This window comes from Snodgrassella gandavensis (assembly GCF_914768025.1).
GTDB classification, from domain to species: Bacteria; Pseudomonadota; Gammaproteobacteria; order Burkholderiales; family Neisseriaceae; genus Snodgrassella; species Snodgrassella gandavensis.
On the sequence record NZ_CAJZCE010000003.1, the window covers coordinates 212877 to 239091 of the forward strand.

The 26215-nt window shown below is 41.3% G+C and carries 20 protein-coding genes and 1 pseudogene; 13 read left to right on the top strand and 8 right to left on the bottom strand.

Annotated elements, in window-relative coordinates:
- Positions 1-160: 160 nt before the first annotated feature.
- A pseudogene (locus MJ764_RS11595) lies at positions 161-522 on the bottom strand (DUF2628 domain-containing protein).
- Between the two features lie 471 nt (positions 523-993).
- Complete coding sequence (gene htpG, locus MJ764_RS04085) at positions 994-2892, bottom strand: molecular chaperone HtpG (protein ID WP_239324863.1); 1899 nt, start codon at positions 2890-2892, stop codon at positions 994-996.
- Positions 2893-3106: 214 nt separating this feature from the next.
- Between htpG and MJ764_RS04090 the strand changes: the two genes are divergently transcribed.
- From MJ764_RS04090 to MJ764_RS04120, 8 genes are all read left to right on the top strand, one after another.
- Positions 3107-4210, top strand: a complete 1104-nt coding sequence (locus MJ764_RS04090) for a conjugal transfer protein (RefSeq protein ID WP_239324865.1) — start codon at positions 3107-3109, stop codon at positions 4208-4210.
- Position 4211: 1 nt separating this feature from the next.
- On the top strand, positions 4212-4688 hold the full coding sequence (locus MJ764_RS04095; RefSeq protein ID WP_239324866.1) for a low molecular weight protein-tyrosine-phosphatase: 477 nt from the start codon (positions 4212-4214) through the stop codon (positions 4686-4688).
- A 169-nt stretch (positions 4689-4857) separates the two neighbouring features.
- Complete coding sequence (locus MJ764_RS04100) at positions 4858-5586, top strand: YebC/PmpR family DNA-binding transcriptional regulator (RefSeq protein ID WP_174827668.1); 729 nt, start codon at positions 4858-4860, stop codon at positions 5584-5586.
- A 71-nt stretch (positions 5587-5657) separates the two neighbouring features.
- Entirely contained in the window at positions 5658-5867 is a 210-nt protein-coding gene (locus MJ764_RS04105) for a dioxygenase (protein WP_239324868.1), read from the top strand.
- Positions 5864-6247, top strand: a complete 384-nt coding sequence (locus MJ764_RS04110; RefSeq protein ID WP_239324870.1) for a VanZ family protein — start codon at positions 5864-5866, stop codon at positions 6245-6247. The genes MJ764_RS04105 and MJ764_RS04110 overlap by 4 nt, the downstream gene beginning before the upstream one ends.
- Before the next feature lie 2 nt (positions 6248-6249).
- The gene (locus tag MJ764_RS04115) at positions 6250-7572 is read left to right on the top strand and encodes an aminopeptidase P N-terminal domain-containing protein (protein WP_239324872.1); all 1323 of its coding nucleotides are present in this window, start codon (positions 6250-6252) and stop codon (positions 7570-7572) included.
- A gap of 618 nt (positions 7573-8190) precedes the next feature.
- The gene (locus MJ764_RS11600) at positions 8191-8448 is read left to right on the top strand and encodes a tlde1 domain-containing protein (protein ID WP_420853924.1); all 258 of its coding nucleotides are present in this window, start codon (positions 8191-8193) and stop codon (positions 8446-8448) included.
- Positions 8393-8689 carry a hypothetical protein gene (locus MJ764_RS04120; protein ID WP_239324874.1) on the top strand — a complete coding sequence of 99 codons (297 nt, stop codon included), beginning with the start codon at positions 8393-8395 and terminating at the stop codon, positions 8687-8689. Before MJ764_RS11600 ends, MJ764_RS04120 begins: the two co-directional genes overlap by 56 nt.
- Before the next feature lie 230 nt (positions 8690-8919).
- Here the strand turns inward: MJ764_RS04120 and hslO are convergent, their stop codons facing one another.
- The 5 genes from hslO to MJ764_RS04145 form a co-directional block, all read right to left on the bottom strand.
- Positions 8920-9834 carry an Hsp33 family molecular chaperone HslO gene (gene hslO / locus MJ764_RS04125; protein ID WP_239324928.1) on the bottom strand — a complete coding sequence of 305 codons (915 nt, stop codon included), beginning with the start codon at positions 9832-9834 and terminating at the stop codon, positions 8920-8922.
- A gap of 1093 nt (positions 9835-10927) precedes the next feature.
- Complete coding sequence (locus MJ764_RS04130; protein ID WP_239324876.1) at positions 10928-12400, bottom strand: YfcC family protein; 1473 nt, start codon at positions 12398-12400, stop codon at positions 10928-10930.
- Positions 12401-12462: 62 nt separating this feature from the next.
- A complete protein-coding gene (gene arcC, locus MJ764_RS04135) occupies positions 12463-13398 on the bottom strand; it encodes a carbamate kinase (RefSeq protein WP_239324878.1) in 936 nt (311 codons plus the stop codon).
- Between the two features lie 22 nt (positions 13399-13420).
- Complete coding sequence (locus tag MJ764_RS04140; protein WP_239324880.1) at positions 13421-14428, bottom strand: ornithine carbamoyltransferase; 1008 nt, start codon at positions 14426-14428, stop codon at positions 13421-13423.
- 22 nt (positions 14429-14450) lie between these two features.
- The gene (locus MJ764_RS04145) at positions 14451-15695 is read right to left on the bottom strand and encodes an arginine deiminase (RefSeq protein WP_239324882.1); all 1245 of its coding nucleotides are present in this window, start codon (positions 15693-15695) and stop codon (positions 14451-14453) included.
- Positions 15696-16331: 636 nt separating this feature from the next.
- Between MJ764_RS04145 and MJ764_RS04150 the strand changes: the two genes are divergently transcribed.
- Positions 16332-16796, top strand: coding sequence for an Lrp/AsnC family transcriptional regulator (locus MJ764_RS04150; protein ID WP_239324884.1), 465 nt, complete (start codon positions 16332-16334; stop codon positions 16794-16796).
- Positions 16797-16839: 43 nt separating this feature from the next.
- On the opposite strand, the gene MJ764_RS04155 is transcribed toward MJ764_RS04150, so the two are convergent.
- Entirely contained in the window at positions 16840-17091 is a 252-nt protein-coding gene (locus tag MJ764_RS04155; RefSeq protein WP_338053819.1) for a DALR anticodon-binding domain-containing protein, read from the bottom strand.
- A 1167-nt stretch (positions 17092-18258) separates the two neighbouring features.
- Here MJ764_RS04155 and MJ764_RS04160 point away from each other — a divergent pair.
- The 4 genes from MJ764_RS04160 to MJ764_RS04180 all read left to right on the top strand — a co-directional run bounded on the left by MJ764_RS04160 (position 18259) and on the right by MJ764_RS04180 (position 26195).
- Positions 18259-19146 carry a hypothetical protein gene (locus MJ764_RS04160; protein WP_239324888.1) on the top strand — a complete coding sequence of 296 codons (888 nt, stop codon included), beginning with the start codon at positions 18259-18261 and terminating at the stop codon, positions 19144-19146.
- A 306-nt stretch (positions 19147-19452) separates the two neighbouring features.
- Positions 19453-20343, top strand: a complete 891-nt coding sequence (locus MJ764_RS04165) for a hypothetical protein (RefSeq protein WP_239324890.1) — start codon at positions 19453-19455, stop codon at positions 20341-20343.
- A 54-nt stretch (positions 20344-20397) separates the two neighbouring features.
- Positions 20398-25182 carry a calcium-binding protein gene (locus MJ764_RS11430; RefSeq protein WP_275415241.1) on the top strand — a complete coding sequence of 1595 codons (4785 nt, stop codon included), beginning with the start codon at positions 20398-20400 and terminating at the stop codon, positions 25180-25182.
- A gap of 170 nt (positions 25183-25352) precedes the next feature.
- Positions 25353-26195 carry a class II glutamine amidotransferase gene (locus MJ764_RS04180; RefSeq protein WP_239324892.1) on the top strand — a complete coding sequence of 281 codons (843 nt, stop codon included), beginning with the start codon at positions 25353-25355 and terminating at the stop codon, positions 26193-26195.
- Positions 26196-26215: the final 20 nt, after the last annotated feature.

A 26215-nucleotide genomic window follows, 5' to 3' on the forward strand; every position in this document is an offset into this window, starting at 1 on the left:
ATTCTGTCAGTACAAAACTGTTAGTATAAAGCTTTGATTTTTTCATAAATATCATCAGCAAAACTCCTATTTTTCAAAATAGAAATAAATAAAACGGCTAAATAACGAATTCCTGAGAATACGATAGATAGCCGTTATCAATAAAATATTACTTAAGCTATTAAAATACTCTCTCAAATATATTAAAGGATTTGGATTTTTTTACTCTATGTAAATAATAGGCCGGATTAGCAAGTGTCATTGAAAAAGCAGCATAAGCACCGCCTACAGCACCGCCAGTTGCTCCACAGATAACTAAAACCACCTTAATAGCAAACAAGAACAACACTAGCGCTATTGCTTTACGCCACATACCTAAAAATAAAAATATCCGAAAAAAGCTGCCCAAAAATTACTGCTTAATATAATCCTCTGCCCAAATGATAAAGCTTTAAATTTTTCTTTATATTGAGCAGTGGGTTTTAATTTTGGTAAACCATTTTCTTCGTAAAATTGAAATCTGAACTGCCATGCCTTACTCAGCCCTAATTGACAAAATCAAATGATATCCAAACAATTAAAAATAAATTTTAATTATATTTAACAAATAATAATTTTTACTCGAAATTCAATCTTAAATTTAAACTTGATTTATTAATCTAATCTATTTTATTAATATAAATATATTAAAATAATTTAATCAAAATTTTCTTTACATTTTATTTGATAAAACAGCTTCTGAAACCATAAACCCGTGTTGAACTAACCTATCTAAGCGATAAAGATAGTACGCAATCTCATACCACTAATCATCTTTTTGAATATATTTAATTTTTCTTATCAAACAAAGCATATCGGAAAGAAATTATAATCACAGCAAAATAAATAACTGAATCTATCTACCTTATGCCATACCTACCTGCCATAAGCCCTGTCAGGCAATAAAACAACTATTCAAACAGCAATAAAAAAGCTGCCTCAGACGAGACAGCCTTTATAAACCATATAAACAGCTTACTGGTTTAACGTCAGTAACAAATGATTCATGCGTTTTACAAATGCAGCCGGATTTTCCAGTTTACCACCTTCGGCCAGCAGCGCCTGATCATATACCAGCTCAGCCAGCTCATTGCGCTGGGTTTCATCCTGTTCCCCTGCAATTTTTTTAATCAGCGGATGCTCCGGATTAATTTCCAGCGTTGGCTTGGTGTGCGGAATCTGTCCGGCCGCGCCAGAAGCTTCCAGCATGCGCGCCAGATGCTGGCTCATATCATGCTCACCAACCACCAGACAGGCCGGGCTTTCAGTTAACCGCGCTGTTGCACGCACAGCATCTACTTTATCACCCAGAGCTGCTTTAACCTGTTCAACCAAATCCTTATTGTCTTCTTCAGTTTTAGCCTGTGCCGCTTTTTCTTCCTCATCGGCCAGATTACCCAAATCAAGTGAGCCCTTGGCCACACTCACCAAAGCTTTACCATCAAATTCCGGCAGACTGTTTACCACCCATTCATCCACACGGTCAGTCAGCAGCAATACCTCAACACCTTTTTTCAGGAAAATTTCCAGATGCGGGCTGTTCTTGGCAGCAGCATAACTATCGGCAGTAATATAATAAATCTTCTCCTGCCCTTCTTTCATGCGGGCAATATAATCAGCCAGCGTCACATTCTGCTCGCTGCTATCATTATGCGTAGAGGCAAAACGGCATAAGCCAGCAATTTTATCTTTATTATTATAATCCTCAGCAATACCCTCTTTCAGCGTATTGCCAAATACCTGCCAGAATTCAGTGTATTTCTCCGGCTGGTTTTTCTTCAGGTCTTCCAGTAAAGACAATACCTTTTTCACACTACCAGAACGAATAGCATCCAGATCACGGCTTTCCTGCAAAATTTCACGTGATACATTCAGCGGTAAATCACTGCTATCAATTACCCCGCGGATAAAACGCAGGTAGGAAGGCATCAGCTTTTTCGCATCGTCCATGATGAACACACGTTTTACATACAGCTGCACTCCGTGCTTGGGTTCACGTTCATACAAATCAAACGGCGCATGTTTAGGCACATACAGCAATCCCGTATATTCATGCCGGCCTTCCACACGAAAATGCGTCCACGCCAGAGCATCATCATAATCATGTGATACATGACGATAAAAAGTCTGATACTGCTCAGCAGTAATTTCATTTTTCGGCCGTTGCCATAAAGCCTGAGCCTGATTAACCACCTCCAGCTCATCTGAAGGTTTTACATTACCTTCCTCATCATATTCCGGCGCCTTTTTCATATAAATCGGCACAGAAATATGGTCACTGTAAGTAGTCACAATCCGGCGTAACGTCCAGTCAGACAACAAATCCTTTTCGTCTTCTTTCAGATGCAGAATCACATCCGTACCACGCGCAGCCTTGCTGATGGATTCAACAGTAAACTCACCATCACCGGCGCTCACCCAGCGCACCGCCTCATTTTCAGCCACACCAGCCTTACGGCTTTCAACAGTTACCCCGTCTGCCACAATAAATGCAGAATAAAAGCCCACCCCAAACTGACCAATCAGATTGGCATCTTTCTTATCATCACCCGTCAGCTTTTCCAGAAATGCTTTAGTACCAGATTTGGCAATCGTACCCAGATGCTCAATCACATCTGCTTCATTCATACCAATACCATTATCAGATACCGTAATCGTTTTAGCCTCCGCATCCGCAGTAACAGTAATTCTGAATTCCGTATCATCCCCAAGCAAAGAAGCATCATTCAATGACTCAAAGCGTAATTTATCGCAGGCATCTGCCGCATTGGAAATCAGCTCACGCAAAAAAATCTCTTTATTACTGTATAAAGAATGAATCATCAACTGTAACAACTGTTTTACTTCAGTCTGGAAACTGTGTGTCTGTTTCATAGTCTTTCTCAAAATACCCAAAAATAATTGTTGTAGATTCAAAATAAGGGCAGCACAATCCAGTTTCAAGCCAGCCTGTTGCCCAAATTACCAGCTTGCCCACTTACACCAGCAAGCAAATAAATACAACCACATATCAGCATCTGCATTTCAGCCAAAACTAATTTGCTACAATAACGCATTTACACAAGTATACTAAAATTGACTCAACATTATGAATACCACACATCACTGCCTGCCAGATACACGTGCCTATCCTACCGACCACGTTAAAAACGAGCTGTTACTGCATGCAGCCAGTCTGGTAACGCCTACATCAAAAGCCCAAACCACCCTCGCCCGCGAAAGCCTGCAAGCAGAAATCACCCGGATGCTGGCACAAAATAATTACACCAACCTCTCAGTAGCACTGGCCATGGCTGCCAATAGCGATACCTACAATATCCTGTGGGACACCATGGCAACAGTATTACAGGCACACAACCAGACAGAAGTACAGTGGCTGGCCTTACCTGTCATAGTAGTAGGTGGTGCCAAAGAAAATATCCGCCTGCCCGAAACCATTCCCACAGCCGCCATCGCCGAAACCTTTAAAAACCAGCCCTGGGCTGAAGCCTGGAATAACATTCACTGGGCTGCCCACCTCATCAACGACACCACCTTAACCCATATCAAGGCCAGCCAGTGGTTTGCAGCCAAACAAAACCCACACGTGGCCGCCGACTTCCTTAGCCAGTTACCGTACTCACCGTTACTGGTAGAAAGCGGACAATCAGTACAGGTTTTCTACGCCCTGGGTTTTGCCGGCACAGACATTCAGCCTGCCCTAAACTGCAATCTGGCCGACACCGCTCTGCCCCTGATGCAAGTCTGGCAAACCCATCTGGCTACCGCCGGTGCCACTTTATTCATCAACCCGCTTTCTCCGCAATCGCCCCTGAATGCCTTACGCTCAGGCAATGCCATGCGTTTGCGCATGGCCTGCGATGTATTCACCACCAACGCCATACGCGCCATACGCCTGCAAAGTCCGCGCGTAGGTGTCGTCATCGCAGCACAGGAAGGTGGAAAAATTCTGTTTGGCTTTAACGCTACCGACAGCGCATTCGAACTACAGCCACAAATTTTCCACTGGCCGCTCACTCAGGCTGATAATATCGACAGCATCGTACAAAATTTCATTGATTTACTGGCCGAATGCCAAGTTGAAAATATCCGCCTGCTGCACGAACCCATCAGCACACAGGCGCAACTGCCTAGTTATGCCCAGTCCATCAACATGATAGGGCACAATCCCCTTTTTCCACGGAGTCACTAACATGTCTGTCACCAAAGTCCTGTTTGTCTGTCTGGGTAACATCTGCCGCTCACCCATGGCTGAATATGTTCTGCGTGATCTGGTAGCCCAAAAAGGCCTGAGTCAACAAATTGAAATTGCCAGCGCCGGTACTTCCGGCTGGCACAATGGCGAAGACATGCATCAAGGCAGTAAAAACATTCTGCATGCGCACAACATCAACACCAATGACTTCCAAAGCAGCGAAGTAAAGCCGGAAGACATCGCCATCTACGACCATATCATCGCCATGGACGACAAAAATCTGCAAGATTTATCCCGGATTTTTGGCAGCAATCGCCCAGACAAAGTCTATAAAATTACCGACTTACTGCCAGAGAGCGAATACGATTACGTACCCGACCCCTATTTCAGCGGCAATTTCAGCGAAACCTACACCATCGTCCACGCCGGCTGCATCGCCTGGCTAAACCACTGGCAAAACAACCGTACAAAATAGCCCAGATTGCCCACCCAATTTATACAAGATAGCAACCTACTCAATAAAAAAGCAATATGGTAAAATTAATACCATATTTCAACTATTTGATGGCGTTCCAACCTGCCAAAGCCCCAAGCTTTGGCTTTGTTTTAACGCATAAAATCATCACAAAAACAAGGATTTCAAAATGGCAGGACACAGCAAGTGGGCCAATATCCAGCATCGTAAAGGACGTCAGGACGCCAAACGCGGTAAAATATTCACCCGCCTGATTAAAGAAATTACCATTGCCGCCAGACTTGGAGGCGGTGATCCAAACGCCAACCCGCGCCTGCGTCTGGCCATGGATAAAGCCACCGATGCCAACATGCCCAAAGACAATATTCAGCGTGCAATAGACAAAGGCACAGGCAATCTCGAAGGCGTTGAATATGTAGAACTGCGTTACGAAGGCTATGGCATCGGCGGCGCAGCAGTCATGGTAGACTGCCTCACCGATAACAAAACCCGTACCGTGGCCGACGTACGCCACGCATTCACCAAACATGGCGGTAATCTGGGCACCGATGGTTCCGTGGCATTCCAGTTTACCCATCAGGGCTATCTGCTTTTCAGCCCGGATGTAGACGAAGACAGCTTAATGGAAGCCGCACTCGAAGCAGGTGCCGAAGATGTTATTATTCAGGAAGACGGTTCCAAAGAAGTCATCACCGAGCCCTATCAGTACAGCAGCATCAAAGAAGCCCTCGAAGCTGCCGGCTTTCATGCCGCAGATGGCGAAGTAACCATGCGCCCAGTCAACGAAACCGTACTGGCAGGAGCCGAAGCAGAAAAAATGCAGCGACTTCTGGATGCACTCGAAGATTTGGACGATGTCCAGAACGTATACACCACCGCCGTACTGGAAACTGAATAAAACAAAACGGACTGCAATCCAGTCCGTTTTTTATTATTCACCGCCCTACAACCATTAGTACCTACAGATTCATGCAAGCCACAACCCAACTTTTCCAAACAGCTTCAGCCGGAGAATGTGCCGAAGTTCTCGATTTCTGGTTAAACGAATGCAGTCTTGATCAAGCACCGGATGCACAGATAGTGCAGCAATGGCAGCAACTCTTCCAGCAGCGTGGCAGCAAATTTATCCGTCTGGCCTCCCTATGCCAGCAATGGCTGAACGAAACCAACCCCCAATGAAAACCGCCTACCTTAACAAATGGCTGTTACTGGCCACCTGCTGGTTTATCGCCAGCATCTACTTTCTGTTTTTCAAAGCCAGCGGCAATCCAGTACCCATTCCCCAGTTCGACAAAATCTGCCACTTCGGCCTGTTTTTCGGTCAGTTCTGGTTACTGGCCAAAGCCTGCTTCAGCGTCAACATCACCATACCACAACGCCTGTTTATCATAACAGCAATCATCTGGGCAGCAGCCAGCGAAACCATTCAGGCACTATTCACCACCCGTGAGGGGGATATAATAGATGCCATTGCCGACCTCATCGGTGCAGCACTGGCACTGTGGCTGGCTCAACAAATACAAACTGCTCGTCGCAACAACAGCAAGGAGAAATACTAACAATGGATATCGACATTACCGTTTATCAGCAACGTCGTCAGCAAGTACTGGAACAAATCGGCGAAGATGGCATTGCCATTCTTTTTGCTGCACCAGAACAGCGCCGCAGCAACGATACAGAATACCCTTTCCGGCAGGACAGCTATTTTCATTACCTAACCGGCTTTCCCGAAACCGGCGCCGCACTGATACTAAATGGCCGAGAACACAGCGCCACCCTGCTGTGCCGCAATAAAGACCCCAAACAAGAAATCTGGAATGGCTTTCGCTATGGCTACACAGCAGCACGGGAAATATTTGCTTTCGATGCCACCGACGACATCAGCCAATGGCCGACTTATCTCAGAAATGCCCTGCCCGGGCATCGGCGACTTTTTGCCCTATGGGGTTTGTATCCTGAAAACGACCCGAAACTAATCGAATCATGGTACGAAGTTGCCCGTATTGCCAACTACCGCAGCGCCAATGGCAGCACCCTCGCACCAGACAGCATGGTCAATCTTGCCACCATACTCGACCCAATGCGTCTCATTAAAGATCAGCATGAGCAGGCATTAATGCGCACAGCCGCCGAAATCAGTGCACAAGCGCATATCCGCGCCATGCAGACCACCCGCCCGGGACAATATGAATATCAGATAGAAGCCGAAATCCTGCACGAATTCATGCAGCGCGGAGCACGCTACCCTGCCTATAACAGCATCGTCGCCAGTGGCAAAAATGCCTGCTGCCTGCATTACGTCAGCAATAACAGCCAGCTTCAGCACAACGAACTACTCATGATAGATGCCGGTGCCGAATACCAGATGTATGCAGGCGACATCAGCCGTACCTTCCCCATCAGCGGCCGCTTCAATAGCGCGCAAAAAGATATTTACGACATCGTACTGGCCACTAATCAGGCCAGCATTGCTGCTACCGTCAAACAAGCCAACTGGCAAACTATCAGCGCCACAGCCATCGGCATGCTTACTCAGGGGCTCATAGATTTGCGTATACTGCATGGCAGCCTTGAACAGAATATCGAAACTAAAGCCTACCGACGCTTTTACATGCATGGCCTCGGCCACTGGCTCGGTCTGGATGTCCATGATGTTGGCGGCCGCTTTGATGAAAACGAACAGCCTATCCTGTTACAGCCCGGCATGGTAACCACAGTCGAACCCGGCTTGTATATCAGCGCTGCCGATGACATACCAGCAGCATTTCATAACATCGGCATCCGCATAGAAGACAACGTACTCGTTACCGAAACAGGCAACGAAGTCCTTACCGCCTCCGTGCCCAAAACCACCACAGAGATAGAAACATTAATGCAGCATTAAAACAGCAGCATTACCACAATCAGACAGCCAAAAAGCAGCCAGCGAATACCGCCGGCTGCTTTCTGTTACAAACTCAGTACTAATGATTCAACTGCCGCGCCGCTAGCTCCTGCTGTGCCGTTGCCACAACATCACTGCCAAATAAAGCACTCACGTTAGCTGATAGATAAAAAAGAAACAATTACACCATATATCATTTTGAAATTACGATTTTCAATAATATAATATCATTAACAATAGTGATAGAAATAGTTATATTTTTATATATAACAAATATATATATATCACGTACTGGCCATAGATGGATAAACATGATCAAGCAATAACCGTTATAAATGACAAAAGGATAATCGATGATTCAGTGTGCTAAGGATTAAAATAACGTTACGGCAGATGGTAAATCTATTAAATTAAATATGTTTTGGGATAGGAGTATTTGACGTCTTTTCGGGCGTAAATCCAACAACAAATATTGCAGAATGTGCATTTAAGAATAAGGCAGCCCTTCCTTCTGGAACTTATGGGATAGTCCCGCGTCCTGAGGGTAGCTTTGCTAATCGTGTACAGACTTTCATAAAAGATTATATAAATGGAACAGACCACAGTGAATAGTTTGGGCTGTATAGCAATTTAACGATGAGTGATCACCTTTTTGTTAATGGCGTTGAAAGAGGCGGATTTAGGCTACATCCATTACGCCCAAATGGTTCCGGTGAATCATGGGGTTGTATAACATTTCGCCAATATTCGCAGTTTCAAATGCTTAGATGGGCACTTCTTTCTACAAAAAAAGTTAAAGTCAAAGATGGCGTTCAAGCATATGGACAAATTGTCATTAGAGGAAACACCAATTATGCAAACTGCAAAATCAAATAGTCGCTTTCATTCTATTGCATTATTCATAGTTATTTACATAATATGTCAGGGAATAGTATTTTTCGTCCACCCTGTTTGGCAACTCATAGAAAAATTATCATTCCTCATAGATGATTTACTAAATATAACTGGAATCGCATTGGCTGATGGTGAATTTAACCCATCTGGATTATGGGTTATTTTTGGTGTTCCCTTATTATGTACCCTTATTATTTTCTACCTCATCAAAAAACTAAGTTAATTTTGACAATCAAGTAAAGCCTCTTTTCAGGATAAGATAAATACAATTAATTCTTTTACAACCTATACCAATAATATCAAGTATGGCTTTGGAAAAAATGACGTAATTGATTTTCGCTACCTGCATACAGACCTTTATCAAAAATAATATAAAGCTATTATTTGAATTGATTGCCTGCAAAAAAAGCAGCCAGCGAATACCGCCGGCTGCTTTCTGTTGCAAACTCAGTACTAATGATTCAACTGCCGCGCCGCCAGCTCCTGCTGTGCCGTTGCCACAACATCACTGCCAAACAGAGCATTCACATCAGCCTCATCAAACACATAGCGCGCATAACAGAAATCACAATTCACCTCAATACTGCCCTGCTCCACTACCGCTTCACCTACCTCCTGACCGCCCAGCAACAGCAGCATATCACCTACCTTGGCACGGGAACAGGTACAGGCAAATTCCACATCCTGCGGCGCAAACAGCCTTACCTCATGTTCATGAAACAGCCGGTACAACAAAGTCTCAGCATCCAGTTGCAACAACTCATCCCCGGTAAGCGTACCAGCCAGCGCAGACAATTCCGTCCAGCTATCTTCCTCAATATCCTGTTCTGGCAATCTTTGCAGCAACAATCCACTGGCATGCTCATCATCTGCCGCCAGCGTAATATGAGTCGCCATTTGTTCCGAGCGCGCCATATAATTCATCAGCATCTGCGCAATACTGTCACCGGCCAGTTCCACCACCCCCTGCCATGACTCACCCTGAGCCGGTTGCAAAGTCAGCACAAACATGCCGCCCTCACCCAGCAAATCCGCCAGCTTCATATTCTCATCAATTACCGCAGACTCATCCCAGCGCGCAGTTGCCCGGCAGGTTGCTGCTGACGTAGCTTCTGCCACCAGCATTTTCAACACCCCCTTACCTTGCACCTGCACAATCAGATTACCATCAAACTTCAGATTACTGGCCAGCAACACCGCCGCTACCGTCAGCTCCCCCAAAGCCTGATGAATCGCCTTTGGATAAGCCTTATTCTGCGCCACATGCCGCCATACCTGCTGCAAATTCACATGCAGACCACGCACCGGACAATCATCAAACATAAAACGCGTCAACTGATCTGCCTTAGCCATCTTACTTTCCGTCATCATTACCATCCCAGCAAAATAATCAGCCAATATGGTCGCACCGGCCAAAAAAATCAAGTCAGATTATCGCCAAACCAAAACCTGAAAACCCCGATCAACCCAGCATACGAAATATAAGAGCTGTATAAATAGAAAGCGATACACTGCGATATCAAAACACAGCAACTGCGCACACATTTGCTAAAAAAATAAAGATTAATAATAATATAACTTTAAAAATATAGCTTTCACTAGTACCATATCATGAATAATAATGATAGAAACACTTATATTCTTTAAAACTGGTTACACTTAAAACCAGATTAAGCAACCACCATCATCATTAAATTTATTTCATTTTAATAGAGAAAAGAAGCGTGCTAATCAATTACCAAATAAGCATGCAGCGCATTGACTATTCAACGCTGCTCCCCGAGTAAAAAAAGCATGCTCATATGATAATGCAGTAGAGCATGTAAAAATTAAAACAGTCAGAGCGAAATTTGCCAAAGGCGAAAATTTTATGCCAGCTCAAAAATTGCTACAGGCCTTTGCTATTTATACTCATTAGTACATACACAAATGGTTGCATCCATCATTAGGCAACCTGCCTGCTGCGGAATTTAAAAACATCCACATATTAATTTTATTGAGTGCCAACATATTGCCACACCAGAAAGAGAAATCATAGTTATACTATTTCAGTGGAGTAATGACAGCCAATGAACTACTTTGAAAATGCAATAACAAATTATTTAACGAATTTAATTACAAAATTTTGATATAAAATCAAACCCAACTCAAAATTCTAAAACTAGCTTATGATATAAGCTAACAAATACAAATTACCAAAATGGTGCGCCCGGAGCGATGCGAACGCCTGACCCTCTGATTCGTAGCCAGATACTCTATCCAACTGAGCTATGGGTGCAATTATTTTTTATTCTAATCTAAATAAAAAATACCGTTAAATTTCTCAGATTAAACTTATCCTGCATAAAATAGACCACCTCCCAGAGCTTGATTCTCAATTTAGCTCATAATAACCATGCCCCCTATAATCTGCTAAAGATTAGTGGGGGCAGAAGAAAAATAGCCAACATAAATTCAACAACTATTTAGTTAATAACATCATCGATACAGTCAAAATAATTATATTCATAATCAATATAACAGCAATTGGACTCCCCATAAATTTTAACCAAGTACTATAATTTACTTTAGATAATTGCAAGCCGCCCATAACAACACCAGATGTTGGCGTAATCAAATTTACCAAACCACTACCAGCCACAAAAATCATAATCATAATATTAGGATCCATCCCTAACTTAGCCGTCAGCGGTCCCAGAATTGGAATAGAAACAAAGGCCAGAGCAGATGTTGAAGGAATCAAGAAAGACAGACCTAAATAAATCAAGTAGGCTACAGGAACAAAAATAACTGGCGACAATCCTGTTAACAGATTTTGGGCTTTATCTAAAATAAATAGATCAAAATGTGTTTCCCCCATTAATACCGAAATAGAACGAGCAACAACAATAATCAACACTACAGATAAAATATCACAAGCTCCCGCAATAAAATTATCAACAATTTCTTTTTCTGACATTTTTGCCGCAATACCAATGACTACTGACATCAGCAAAAACCACATGGCTAAATCACCAAAGGTCCAGTCTCCGAAGTTACTGCCAGTCAAAAATGACGTCCAATCATTAAAAACGGTTATATTGAACTCTCCCCAAGGTATCAATGAAATTATCATTACAATAAAAGTGAATGCAAACAAAATTAAAATATTTTTTTCACGCCGTCCGAATCTAAGATGTTCTGTATTTTCCGTATTAAAATACAAATTCATTTCCGTTTGTTCTTGCTGGGACAATAATGTAACTGTTTTATCCTTTTTAATCCTTTTGGCATATCTCATCACATACCATATACAGAAAGCAAGCGTTGACAGCCAGAGGGCTGTTCCTACCGTAATTATGGTTCCCTGATTCGGATTATAGCCAACACCCTTCAACGCATCACCAGCCACACCAGTAGCGAAAGGATTTACCGTTGATCCCAATACCCCCGCTCCTGCTCCTAAGAGAATAACTCCCACTGCTATCAAAGTATCAAAACCAGCAGCAACTAAAGTTGCAGTGATAAGAACATAAAATGCAATAGTTTCTTCAGCCATGCCATATACAGTTCCGCCAACAGAAAACAAAAACATCAGCAGCGGGATAAGCACCAATTCTTTTCCTTTTAATTTCTGCACCAATGCAGAAATACCAGCTTCTAAAGAATTTGTTTTCATCGCCACATTGATAAAACCGCCCAAAACAAGAATAAATACCGCTATATTGATTGAATTTTGAAAAGATTTGAACGGAGCCATCACCAGATTACTAAGTGATGGAGAAATAACAGTAGAGACTACTTCTGAACTTTCAGGCAGAGTGACCGGAGTAAATGAATGACCAGATAATAATTTAGAAATAATCCATAGCAAAGTCAGAATAATAAATAAAATACTAAATGCTGATAAGGATTTTTTCTTTTCTTTTGATTGAGTATTTTTTTCAGATTGCATAATAACGAATCCTTAAAAAAAAGGTACCGCATTTATTCAATACGATACCTAATTTGCTTTAATTAATAGTATGTTAGCTCAGCAGAAAACGATGTATTAATCTTCGTACCAGCAATACCTTTAACAATATCATCAATATCAGCCAAAGACCCGATGACTGCTGATTTTCCCGGATTTTCTCGTGCAAAATTTATGGCAGCCTGTACTTTTGGCCCCATAGAGCCGGCGGCAAAGCCCATTTTCTCTAACGTATCCGGATGTGCCTTCTTAATCGCATGTTGATTTGGTTTGCCCCAATTAACAAAAGTTGCAGATACATCCGTTGCAATAATAAAAATATCAGCCGCAACCTGCTTTGCTAACACCGCCGAACAAAGATCTTTATCTATTACCGCTTCGACTCCTTTTAAAGTACCATCATCGTCATAAAATGTCGGTATACCACCACCACCAGCACAAATAACCACAGTACCTTTTTCTAATAACCATTTAACCGGCCTAATTTCAAAAATACGTTTAGGAATCGGGCTAGGAACAACACGCCTGTATTGATCGTTATCAGGAGCAATACTCCAATTTTTTTCTTTTGCCAGCTTTTCAGCCTCTTCTTTTGTGTAAACAGGACCAATAGGCTTAGTTGGATTCATGAATGCCGGATCGTTTTTATCAACTTCCACTTGAGATAATAACGTTGCCAATGGAGTCTCAAGAGGAAGCAAATTACCTAATTCCTGCATAATCATATAACCAATCATCCCAATAGATTCTGCCCCCAAAACATCTAAAGGATATGAAGGAACATCAGTATATGACAAAGACTGCAATGCAATTAATCCCACTTGCGGACCATTGCCATGCGCAATAACCAACTCATTTCCCGGGTAAACCTTAGCAATTTGCTGGCAAGCAATTTTAGTATTCTGGCGTTGATTCTCAACCGTTAAAGGCTCTCCTCTGCGTAAGAGCGCATTACCACCTAAAGCAATGACAATTCTCATTTTAATTCCAATCGTTTTTATTTTAAATCAAGCTGGATACAATAACTGCTTTAATGGTATGCATCCTGTTTTCTGCTTGTTCGAACGCAATGTTAATAGGAGACTCAAATACATCCTCTGTAACTTCAATCCCATTTTTAAATTGGGGATATTGTCCGGCAACTTCCTTACCAACTTTCGTTTCAGAATTATGAAAAGCCGGTAAACAGTGCATGAACTTAACTCGCGGATTACCTGTAGCCGCAATTAATTCTTTATTAACCTGATAGGGAGTTAATGCATCAATACGTTCCCCCCAAGATTCAATAGGTTCACCCATAGAAACCCAAACATCCGTATGAATAAAATCCACATCTTTTACTGCTTTTTTGACATCATCAGTAACCGTAATACGAGCACCACTTTCCTCTGCAAATTTTTCACACATTGCTACTAACTCAGGCTCAGGCAACAATGATTTCGGGCCGGAAATACGAACATCCATCCCTAACTTCGCCCCGATTAACAACAATGAATTACCCATATTATTGCGCGCGTCACCAACATATGCATATTTAATTTCATTTATTGGTTTGCCATTAGAATATTCCAACATCGTTAATACATCGGCAAGCATTTGCGTTGGGTGGAATTCATCGGTTAAACCATTCCATACAGGAACACCGGCATAATCAGCAAGTTCCTGCACAACAGATTGCTTATAACCACGATATTCAATCCCGTCATACATACGTCCTAACACACGGGCAGTATCTTTCATACTTTCTTTATGACCAATCTGTGAACCACTTGAACCAATATAAGTTACATTGGCGCCCTGATCATGAGCAGCCACCTCAAAAGCACAACGTGTCCTAGTTGAAGTTTTCTCAAAAATTAAAGCAATATTTTTACCTTTCAGTAACTGTTGTTCAGTACCTGCATACTTAGCTCTTTTAAGATCACGAGCCAAATCAATTAAATAATTAATTTCACGTTCAGTATGATGAACCAGACTAAGTAAATTACGATTTTTTAAATTGAAAGCCATAATGAATTTCCTTTATTTAAATTTAAATGATTGCGTCACGGATAATTGGACAAGTCATACAATGGCCGCCGCCACGCCCGCGTCCCAATTCACCTGCATCCACTTCTAATACCTCTACACCGTGATCACGCATTATCTTATTTGTATAAATATCACGGTCATAAGCAATACAAACCCGTCTATCCAGCATAATTACATTATTAGCATCGTCCCATTGTTCTCTTTGAGCTTGGAAACTATTCCCGCCAGTTTGAATACGGGTAACTTGCGAACCTGTTACCTTGCCCATTGCTTCGGCAACAACATCAACAAAATGTTGCCCCTTATGTTCTTCAATAGTGATTTCTTCTTCAGCACTCCTTCTATATAAGCTGTAGCATTTAATCTGATCGACAACTTCCGGAAAAACTGAAAATAAATCATAATCTAACATCGAAAATACGGTATCCAGATGCATGGCGGCACGCGATTTAGGCATTTGACATGCAATTACCCTAGTTGCTCCATCCTCTTGACCACAAATACTTTTAGCTAATTGAGATACCATTTGCGGGTTAGTGCGTTCGCCCATACCAAGCAAAACAATGCCGTTTCCTATCGGCATAACATCTCCCCCCTCTACCGATAATGTTCCTGAATTTTCATCAGTATCGCCCCACCAGATTTTGGCCTTACCTGCAAAATAAGGATTAAATTTATAGATTGCGCGCATGATTAATGTTTCTGGACGACGTGCAGGCCAATACATCGGATTTAAACTGACACCACCATAGATCCAGCAACTTGGATCACGTTGGAAAAGAGCATTTGGCGTAGGAGCAATTAAAAAATCATCATCGCTCATATAATTAAACATCAAATCACTACTTGTCTTAAAAGGTAAATCTGATTTTGTAATACCACCGAATAAAAACGCAGATAAATCTTCAGCAGCAAGCTCATTTAACCAGGCACGCACATCACTTAGCATATGAGCCCCAATGTTTTGAGGAATAAAAAGACGATCAAGAATCCAGTTTCTATGTTCTTTATTTTGTAATACTTCACTTAACGCAATATTGGCATCAATGACATGAACACCACGATCTTTCATTATTTTCACAAAGTTATCATGATCACGTTGAGCTTTTTCAACCCAAATCACATCATCAAACAAAAGATCATGGCAATTAGTTGGGGTCAATCTGTTATGGGCTAAATTAGGGCGACACACCATGACACTGCGTAATTTACCGCACTCTGAATTAACACCGAAATTTCCTGACATTATCAAAACTCCTCAATACATTATTTAACATTAAGATACTGAATTCAGAACTATTATGACTTTTTTGTATTGAAATTAAATTTTTTTAATTATCTATTTTTAATATGTTTTGAAATTTTGTTTCAAACAATCCATGATTAATAGAATCAGATTTTAAATGTAAATCAAGCTGAAAAAAGTTCTGCAAAATTCTTCAAAATTCTCTATCATTAAGCAAAAAGGGAAGCATGAAGCATGACAAAACCAGCAGAACATCAAACAGTATCAATATCAGAAAAAGCCAAAGCTGACATACCTGTCAAAAGCTTTTGCTGCCAATACGAAAGAGGTATTTATACATTACAGAAATGATAAAACAGCTAGTTTTCAGAAATTAAAAGTACAGGAGCAAATAAACTGACAACCCTAAACTAACGTAGCTATATTAAGTGATTTAACCAAATAGATTAATCAGGAGTACATAATGTATATCTTTTTGCTAACCTTTAAAATGCAAAAAGCATAAAAAATTAACGATATATAGCACCAAGCATCCTCATAAGGAATTAAGCAATATGATACCAATAAAATATAAATTATTTGAACAAGATACATAATTTTCTATGCAATTGCTGTACTAACAATGAGGCATATATAATGAAATTGGATAACATTGATAAAAGAATACTTCGAATACTTCAGCGAGAAGGTAATATTCAAAATAATGAGCTTGCCAAAAAAGTAGGATTATCTCCATCCCCTTGTTTGCGACGCATAAAAATATTAGAAGATGCCGGATTTATAAAACAATACGTAGCACTACTCGATAAAAAAACCATTAACAAACAACTAATAGTATACGTCAGAATAAAGATAGATATTGCCAACACAAACTCTGCTGCCATCGAAAGATTTATTTATGAAGTAAAATTACTGTCACAAATCCAAGAATGTTATGTAATGGCAGGAGAAAATGATTTTTTACTGCGGGTTTTGTGTAAAGATTTAGAAGAGTATAGAAGTTTTCAAGTCAATACCTTAGCATTGTTACCAGGCGTCTGTAATATCAGAACAGAAATACCATTACAGGTTGTGAAATGGACAACAGAAATAGAAATTTAAATATAGAAATAAAAAAGCCTGAATTTACAGGCTTTTTTATTTCTTACATTTTATCTAATACATCTAACCCCAAAAGGTGCATTCCCTGTTTTAAGGTTTTCCCTGTTAATCTGGCCATCTGTAAACAACTATTTCTGATTTCATCCTTTTCTTTTAAAATCAGATATTTTTCATAAAATTTAGAGAAAGAAGAGGCTAATTGAAATAAATAATTAGCAAGATAATGAGGCATACATTCTTTCGCCACAGAAATCATCACATCCTCAAACTGCAACAATAAGCATAACAGATTTATCTCATCCTACTCTATTGCCCTGATAACATGATCAACATCAGGCTCAATAGACTGTCCGCTTTTATTAAGCGAACTTTGAATACGTGTATAAACATATTATAAATAAGGCGCAGTATTCCCATCGAAAGACAGCATGCCTTCCCAGTTAAAGATATAATCACTAGTTCTATTTTTAGACAGATCAGCTTTCAATGCAGACGTAATAAAACTGGATATAAAAACAAGCCACTAATTTCAAAAGCTTTATCCACATAATGACTTAAAAATTTTTGTAATTCCATTATCACACACCTCATCTTTTATATTTATAATACTTCTATATATAACATAAAAAATACAAAAGAAATTATAATTATTTATAGAATTTATTGATAAATCTGCTTTTTATTAAATTATTCAACAAATCTATAAATATATCGATACTAAACACATTTTATAAAAAATATATACGCATACCAAAAACTAAAACATTAGCACAAATATAGCATATAAAATATAAACCAAAATTTTTCTCATACAACTCAGAATTTCCTCAATATACCAACAACATGCCAAGCATACTTCACTTACACAGACTTTATTAAAATAATAGTAGCCACACGCTGAAAAAGGATTACAAATATTGCGTAATTTCTTGAGCATCAAACTAAAAATAACCAGCTCAATAGCAAAATCGCATCAAACAGGCAGAAATTAAGCTAATTACCAATGATTCTGACCTAAATATAAAAATAGATACTTAAAACCTTGATAAACAGCTAGAAAAATACGGCAGTATGGAAACAATCAATATCAGACAATCAAAAATTTTAAATCTATTCAAAACCACATCGACTTATTGCACATACCTGTTAATAATATTTTTATCTATATATTCGTTTATCTGACACCAGACATATATCAGCAAAATAAAAATGTCAGCTTCACAGCTTCGCATCCAAAAACAAACAGCAAAAACTAGCAATAGATGTTGCCATTTATTTGTACCAGAATGTATTTTTTCGCCATTAAATTCTACTTATCCCCACCAGCGTGCATTTATAATAAAAAATAATTATTGCTTTCAGCTTATTGCTTCATTACATAGATTAAATTTTGTATAACTATTTATTTCCTTTAGATTAAAACTGTGCTAATTTCTATATTAGCTATAGAGGACAAATCAGTATGAAGAGCAAATTTAAACTGTATTTTAAGCTTAGCTGTTTAAGCTGCCTGCTACTGCTGGCTGGTTGTGATGATGATAAGCAGACCGGCGATAAAGCGGCGCAACAGCAGCCGGCGCCTATAGTACCCCATCAGGACAGATTTGGCCGTTATGATTCTATTGGTAATCTGGGCGGCAAGCCGGTAAGTATCCCCGGCGGTGTGGTGTTTACCTGGGTACACTATATCGGCGACCCGGGCGATTTCGATACCAGCAAACAAGCGCAAAAGTATCAGCGCCCGCCGATTACTTATCAATTGCCTATTGATAGCTTTGGTTTTCAGTACCGGCTGACAGATGGCGCGGTGATGAGCTATAGAGAGCAAACGGAAGAGGATTATTTGCGTGATAACAGAACTTTGATTCCACAGGGAAAGCCATTTCCGTGGGGTCATATTATTGTTTACAATATTGTTGATCCACACCAGCCACTTAATTTTAATAAAGCGTTTACTGACACTCAGGAAGCTAAAAAAGAAGTCTGGCACTTTGACTATATTGAACAACCACAAAAAGTATATGGCTTAACTTTTTTCAAAGCCAATAATGGGATTGATCCCCGTACCAATCAGCCGTGGCAGGATAATATCGCCGGACCGGATATTTTTATTTCCAAAAATCCGCAAGGTGAGATTAAAACCTATATTCAATGTGATTTTACAGGCGAAATTCAATCTTGCACCCACGAATTCTATATCGACAGTATGCCAGTGGTGGTACATATAAGCTATGACCGGATTTATTTAGAAAAATGGCGGCAAACCGAAAAAAATATAGCCGGCATACTGGATAGCTGGGTGGTTACGGATAAAGGCGCATTAATTAAGAAGCAGGCAGGGAAGGTGTAAAAATTCCTGCTACTTATATCTATATTGTTAACCACTGATGAAAGAGGTAAGTAGATGTCTAAGCTACAGCTTTTAATAAAAAACTAGCAGCAATGGCTCGGGCTAAATGTTGCCATTTATTTGTACCAGACTGTATTTTTTCGCCATTAAATTCTACTTATCCCCACCAGCGTGCATTTATCGTCAAAAATAATTATTGCTTTCAGCTTATCTTTTCATTACATAGATTAAATTTTGTATAACCGATTATTTCCTTTAGATTAAAACTGTGCTAATTTCTATATTAGCTATAGAGGATAAATCAGTATGAAGAGCATATTTAAACTGTATTTTAAGCTTATTTGTTTAAGCTGCCTGCTACTGCTGGCCGGTTGTGATAATGATAAGCAAACCGGCGATAAAGCGGCGCCGCAACAGCAGCCGGCGCCTATAGTACGCCATCAGGATAGATTTGGCCGTTATGATTCTATTGGTAATCTGGGCGGCAAGCCGGTAAGTATCCCCGGCGGTGTGGTGTTTACCTGGGTACACTATATCGGCGACCCGGGTGATTTCGATACCAGCAAACAAGCACAAAAGTATCAGCGCCCGCCGATTACTTACCAATTGCCTATTGAAGGTTTTGATTTTCAGTACCGGCTGACAGATGGCGCGGTTAAAACCAGAAGAGAGCAGACAGATGAGGATTATCTGCGTGATAATAAAACTCTGATTCCTGTAGGTAAGCCATTTCCATGGGGCTATACCATTGTTTACAACATTGTTGATCCACACCAGCCACTTAATTTTAATAAAGCACTAGCTGACGAATTACAAGCCACCAAGAAAGTCTGGCACTTTGACTATTTTGAACAACCACAAAAAGTACATGGCCTAACTTTTTTCAAAGCCAATAATGGGATTGATCCCAGCACCAATCAGCCGTGGCAGGATAATATCGCTGGGCCGGATATTTTGATGTCCAAAAATGCGCAAGGCGAGATTAAAACCTATATTCTGTGTGATTTTATTGGCGAAGTTCAGCAATGCAACCATCGATTTTATATTGATAATTTACCCATATTGATAAGCATAACTTATAACCGCCACTATTTGAAACTCTGGCAGCAAACCGAAAAAAATATAGCCGGCATACTGGATAGCTGGGTGGTTACGGATAAAGGCGCATTAATTAAGAAGCAGGCAGGAAAGATGTAAAAATTCCTGCTAATTATGTCTATATTGTTAACAACTGATGAAAGAGGTAAGAATATGTCTCAACCACAGGTATTAACTAAAGAGCAATTAAAAGCTTGGAGCGAGCAAATCAAAACCGGCAAGCTGTCGGCCATAGGGGAAGTGTATCAGGCGCTGGCGCAAAAGGGCTATGACTATGCTCAATGGGCATTGGGGGTGGCCACGGCTGATACCCTTACCGGCAATGGCGCCTTGCAGTTTATGCAGGCGGTAGCCAAAGACCATCAGCAAAAGCTCACCCAAGCGCGGGTTGACAGTGTACGGCGCGATATGGCGCTGGGCTATCTGGCCATGCTGCAAAAAAAACTGGAAAACGGCAAAGGCGGTAAAGATATTACCTATTATGAAATGTTAGAATTTCATGTAAAAGTGTTTAAAGACAATAAGCTGGATATCGGCTACTGGACGCTGTATACACCGATGTCGATTATCCAGAACCATGCTTCGGCTACCGGCAGCAATGGTCAGGAAATTGACGGTGAGCAGGTTGTGGAAAATATGTGGCAGCATATGCGGGCTACTCAGGGAACCAAGATTACAGGCCCATGGGTAAGCCTGATGTTATACGGAGTAATGCGGGATGCGCAGAAAGGCTACATTTACGTTAATAAGTCCAACGGTGAGCCTGTGTCACAATACAAGATTATCAAGGATGCTGCCTATTCATTTAAAATACCTGGCAGTATAATTTCATCAGACACAGATGTGGAGAAGTTAGCTGATAAGCTTGGCTATAAAAAAGTAGCGATTTCCAGTGCTGAGCAGCAGCAGGCGCAGCAGTGGTGCAAAGATACAGATATGGTGGCTGCTTTCACTGCTTTTACCAAGGAAATGGTTGCCGATAATATACTTATTCATGGTTCAGCCCATACTTGGTATAAGAATTATGCTACGCCAGAAAACAAGCTTACTGGTAAGTATTTTGCCAATCAGAATACGTCTGCGACCGCGCAGAAGCGGCTGGCCAATAACTGGCAATTGGTGGGCGGCGTGATTATGACTAAATGGATTATCGCTGCGGTATTAAATGAAAATCTGGCCAATAGTTCCAACGCGCTGCTGTCTTCTATTGATGAGACTAATTTTCTGGATAAGGGACTAGAGTTTGTTTTTGAACCACAAGCTGGGCACCGCAGGCCGGTAGCGGGTGCAACAGATGAGTATGAATTCAAATATGAGCTGGAATATATTGACGCTACGCCGGATAGTGTGGTGAATCTTTTGCAGGATTTAACCGCTAAGGGAGAAACTGATAAGGTATCGCAGTATTTGCATGCGCTGACGCGGTTAAATCCAGTGGTGGTATTGAATCCGGATTTTACGCCACAGCAAAAAAGCGTGGCTGATGTGGGTGAAGACTGGATTAAAATCCGCTGCTGGGTTATTCAGGAGATGAAATACGCTAAAGCAAAGGCATACAGTGATTATATAAATACTCTACTCCAAGGGCTGGCACCTATTCCGGTTCCCGAGATTGATATTAATCAGCGGCTAACAATGAATCTGCAGCAACAGAAAGTGCTGGTTGAGTCTATCCGGGCGAAATATGGTTTTGGTAAAGATGATGTGATTCGTTTTCGTGACGCGAATACCGGCCTGAGCTGGGTGAGTAATGGTGCAATAACTCAAGCCGGCCATGTGGTATTGATGCTTTCTGATAATGCCACAGGTACCCATTCTGGCAGTAGTTTAGGCGATGTGATTATGGGTGGCCGCGGCGATGATGTTATCGATGGTGGCGCCGGCGATGACTATTTATATGGCGGTGCCGGAAATGATACGCTGATTGGCGGTAGCGGCAATGACTTATTGTCTGGCGGTGAGGGAATAGACACTTATTATTTCAATACCGGTGATGGGCAGGATCGCATTATCGATAGTGATGGTAATGGCTATATCTATCTGGATAATAATATTTTTTCATCATATCAATGGATAGAGAAAGACCAGAATGTATGGCAATCAGAGGATAATAAATGGCAGGTGTGGCTGAATAAAACTGGTGATTTATGTATTCAATCCCTGACAAAAAAGAAAGATATTCTGACTATTGAGAGATGGAATTGGCGCCAAGGGAATAAACTCGGCATTGATTTACCCACTATGCGCACGCCTAAGGAAAAAAATAAAATTCTGGGCGACTGGCGCACGAAAATCATTCATGTAGAAGGCCATTTTGAGAAAGAGCTAGAGCACCTTAAAGGCCATTATCACCATGCTTGGGATAAGCGCAATGCCGACGGCAGTATTATCGATGGTAAACAAGAAAAAGGCTTTGAAGACGTTATTTTCGGCACAGCCAAGGATGATGAGATTTTGGGGCTGGATGGCAGCGATGCTATTGATGGCATGGCCGGTGATGATTTGATTCTGGGTGGCGACGACTCTGATCTGCTCGCAGGTGGTGGTGGCTCTGATACCATCAGGGGTGGTGCCGGAAATGATTATATTTTTGCCAATAATCATTTAACGATATCTAAACGAGATAAGCCGAATGAGCGCTGGAAGATGCCTGCTTCTGGTAGAAAACTGCTTCATGAAGGCTCAAACTGGGGAGTATATATTGAAAATAATTCTCTGATGGTCTTCGGCATTAGCGACTGTTTTAATGAGCGCATCTCTGCTTCGGGCGATATACCATATAGGGGGGATTTTTTATATGGTGATGATGGCAATGACTATATTGTCGGCGGTAACCTGAATGACTATATCGAAGGTGATTCAGTGGCACCGGGCAGTACGCAAGAAGGAGATGATGTTATTTTTGGTATGGGTGGCAATGATTATATTGTCGGCGGTAAGGGCAAAGATATTTTATATGGCGATGGCATTCTCTTGCAAGGCTGTTTAAATTATCTTGCTGGCAAGGCGCATGGAGACGACCATATCGATGGCGGCGATGGTGATGATGAAATCATTGGTGGCGGCGGCAATGATGTGATTATTGGCGGCAATGGCGATGACCGGCTGTATGGCGATGATGGTGGAAAATCATCAATAGAAATGCTCGATAGCCAATATCATGGCAGTGACACCATTTATGGCGGCGCCGGCAAAGACGTGATTGTAGGTGGTGGCGGCGATGATTTTCTGCATGGCGGCAATGACGATGACGTTATATATGGCGATTCTAACGATAGGAATAGAGATTTTTCTCAATTATCATGCAATGATCATATATGGGGTGATGCTGGTAATGATCTGCTATATGGTGGCTACGGAGATGATGTGATTCATGGCGGCGCTGATCATGACGAAATTTATGGCGGCCACGGTAATGATGAGCTTTATGGCGATGAAGGCAATGACCTTATCTACGGGGATGATGAGAATAACAAAGAAATTCAGGGTGCAGACTATATTGATGGCGGCGCCGGTAATGATAGATTAATAGGCGGTGGTGGAGACGACTGGATTTTCGGGGGAGATGGCAATGATAGGATATGGGGCGATGAATATAAAGATTTTATCAATACTGACAGTTCAATAAAGGGGAATGACCATCTGTTTGGCGGAAATGGCAATGACATTATTGATGCCGGATATGGTGCTGATGAAGTTGATGGCGGCGAAGGGGATGATATTATATTCGGCGGCGGTGGTTTTGATTACCTTTATGGTGGAAATGGCGACGATATAATTATCGGAGACTTCAATAACATTATTGGTTGGGGAGTTGGTTCGGACGGTTCTAGTGATCCTATTTTAATTACAACGGAAAATTCTAAATTCACCGGCGATGATGTTATATACGGCGGAGAAGGCAATGACAGAATATATGGAGATGTTTTGCAAGAATTAGAAAGTTTTTCTGGAAATGATGTTTTATATGGTGAAGGAGGAGACGATTATATTAATGGAGGTTATGGTAATGATTACATTGACGGGGGTATTGGTAATGACCTGCTGATTGGCAGTGACGGTGATGATGTGATTTATGGTGGTGATGGTAATGACATTATTTATGGCGACAGTGAAGAGCCTGTAAATAGCGATAATGCAAAAACCAGTGGTAATGACGTTATCTTCGGGGGAGACGGAAACGATTTTATCAGTGGTGGCAGCGGCAATGATAATATACAGGGAGATGATGGCAATGATCAGCTGTATGGAGGCCTAGGCGATGATAACTTATATGGCGGAGCCGGTAATGATTTGCTTAATGGCGGTAAAGGCAATGACTATCTGAATGGCGGTATGGGTGATGATATGTATGTAATTAAAAACGGCGACGGCATCACCACAATTGAAGACCATAATGGATTGTCTTATATTAAGGTTGATCAGATAAAATCGCTTACTTTCAGTGCTTATAAAGACGGAATAGTGATTAAAAACGGGGTTAAAGGCGATATTATTTATCTGCCCGGCTATAATTTGAAAAACCGGGGCAAAAATTCTGATTTAGGCAATATTATATTTACCGAAGATGGTAAGCATGGACAAACGTTATTAAGCCTGATTACAAAGCGAAAACCTGGTGAAATGCCCCTTATTCCGCAGTTTGAAAAAGATTCGGCTATTAGTAATAACCTGTTCAATTCTGCTGACAATAGTCTGCATGATAATTCGGGTGATTATGGCGCAGACCTTGCCAGAATTCCTGTAGAAAATGCAGCGCAGGATAACCATGCCAATAAAATTCTCAATTCTGGTTTCAATTACGCTGATGTAATATTACTCAAGCAGGCAATGGCCGCTATGAATTCAGAATTGGCTAATAGCGGCATGGCAATATCACCGCCACAGGATAACATTCTAGGTACTGCTAATAATTATTTGTGTATTTCGGCTGTATAAAGCAAGTTTCTGTTCTGTTAAATTGAATTTATGCCTGTAACAACAGTTACAGGCTTTTTTTATGGACAAATATAGGCATCAGTTATCGATTACCATAATCAGGATGTATAATCTTTACTTGATGAAACAGCAAATATTAAATTATTAATTTATTTATGGAGAAATAACACATGTGCCAGTTGTTAGGCATGGATTGCAATACGCCCACTGATATTGTGTTTTCTTTTGAAGGTTTTCGTTTGCGTGGTGGTTTAACAGATCATCATGCTGATGGTTTTGGTATTGCTTTTTTTGAAGGCCATGGGGTACGCCTGCTTCAGGATGACAAGCCCTGTGCCAGCTCACCGGTGGCTGATCTGGTGCAGCAGTATAGAATTAAGTCGGAAAATGTGATTGCGCATATTCGCAAGGCTACGCAGGGGCAGGCTCATCTGGTAAATACGCATCCGTTTGTACGCGAATTATGGGGAGAATACTGGGTATTTGCCCATAATGGTAATCTGTGCCGCTTCGCGCCGGCCGGAGGAGAATATTTTAATCCGGTAGGTACTACTGATTCCGAGCAGGCGTTTTGCTATCTGCTTGAGCAGCTACGCCAGCGTTTTCGCCACAAGCCCGCACGCGAGGTTTTATTCCGTACAGTAGCAGAAATCACGGCTGAACTGCGCCAATACGGGCTGTTTAATTATATGCTTTCCAATGGCGACTGGTTAATAGCCCATGCCAGTACCCTGCTCTTTTATATTATCCGGCAGGCACCTTTTGGTAAGGCCGTTCTGGCAGATGAAGATGTGGCCATTGATTTTTCCGCTGTAACCACGCCGCACGATCGTGTGGCGGTAATTGCCACCCTGCCCCTTACCTGTAATGAGCAATGGCAGCAACTGGCCATTAATGAGCTGGTGATGTTTAGTCAGGGAGAAATTGTTTTGCGTGATTGTATTCAGCCGCCGCAATATATGAGTGTGGAAGAAGGGCTGGCCGTTGCACGTAAAGCGGGGGTGAGTATGTGATGTGTTGGATGAAGTAGATT

What these genes read in the sequence shown, in the direction of transcription:
- MJ764_RS04165 (WP_239324890.1), top strand. Translation starts at nt 19,453, where the DNA reads ATGAAGAGCATATTTAAACTGTATTTTAAGCTTATTTGTTTAAGCTGC.
- MJ764_RS11430 (WP_275415241.1), top strand. Translation starts at nt 20,398, where the DNA reads ATGTCTCAACCACAGGTATTAACTAAAGAGCAATTAAAAGCTTGGAGC.
- MJ764_RS04100 (WP_174827668.1), top strand. Translation starts at nt 4,858, where the DNA reads ATGGCAGGACACAGCAAGTGGGCCAATATCCAGCATCGTAAAGGACGT.
- MJ764_RS04140 (WP_239324880.1), bottom strand. Translation starts at nt 14,428, where the DNA reads ATGGCTTTCAATTTAAAAAATCGTAATTTACTTAGTCTGGTTCATCAT.
- htpG (WP_239324863.1), bottom strand. Translation starts at nt 2,892, where the DNA reads ATGAAACAGACACACAGTTTCCAGACTGAAGTAAAACAGTTGTTACAG.
- MJ764_RS04150 (WP_239324884.1), top strand. Translation starts at nt 16,332, where the DNA reads ATGAAATTGGATAACATTGATAAAAGAATACTTCGAATACTTCAGCGA.
- MJ764_RS04115 (WP_239324872.1), top strand. Translation starts at nt 6,250, where the DNA reads ATGGATATCGACATTACCGTTTATCAGCAACGTCGTCAGCAAGTACTG.
- MJ764_RS04120 (WP_239324874.1), top strand. Translation starts at nt 8,393, where the DNA reads ATGGACAAATTGTCATTAGAGGAAACACCAATTATGCAAACTGCAAAA.
- MJ764_RS04130 (WP_239324876.1), bottom strand. Translation starts at nt 12,400, where the DNA reads ATGCAATCTGAAAAAAATACTCAATCAAAAGAAAAGAAAAAATCCTTA.
- MJ764_RS04145 (WP_239324882.1), bottom strand. Translation starts at nt 15,695, where the DNA reads ATGTCAGGAAATTTCGGTGTTAATTCAGAGTGCGGTAAATTACGCAGT.
- MJ764_RS04180 (WP_239324892.1), top strand. Translation starts at nt 25,353, where the DNA reads ATGTGCCAGTTGTTAGGCATGGATTGCAATACGCCCACTGATATTGTG.
- MJ764_RS04110 (WP_239324870.1), top strand. Translation starts at nt 5,864, where the DNA reads ATGAAAACCGCCTACCTTAACAAATGGCTGTTACTGGCCACCTGCTGG.
- MJ764_RS04160 (WP_239324888.1), top strand. Translation starts at nt 18,259, where the DNA reads ATGAAGAGCAAATTTAAACTGTATTTTAAGCTTAGCTGTTTAAGCTGC.
- hslO (WP_239324928.1), bottom strand. Translation starts at nt 9,834, where the DNA reads ATGACGGAAAGTAAGATGGCTAAGGCAGATCAGTTGACGCGTTTTATG.
- arcC (WP_239324878.1), bottom strand. Translation starts at nt 13,398, where the DNA reads ATGAGAATTGTCATTGCTTTAGGTGGTAATGCGCTCTTACGCAGAGGA.
- MJ764_RS04090 (WP_239324865.1), top strand. Translation starts at nt 3,107, where the DNA reads ATGAATACCACACATCACTGCCTGCCAGATACACGTGCCTATCCTACC.
- MJ764_RS04105 (WP_239324868.1), top strand. Translation starts at nt 5,658, where the DNA reads ATGCAAGCCACAACCCAACTTTTCCAAACAGCTTCAGCCGGAGAATGT.
- MJ764_RS04095 (WP_239324866.1), top strand. Translation starts at nt 4,212, where the DNA reads ATGTCTGTCACCAAAGTCCTGTTTGTCTGTCTGGGTAACATCTGCCGC.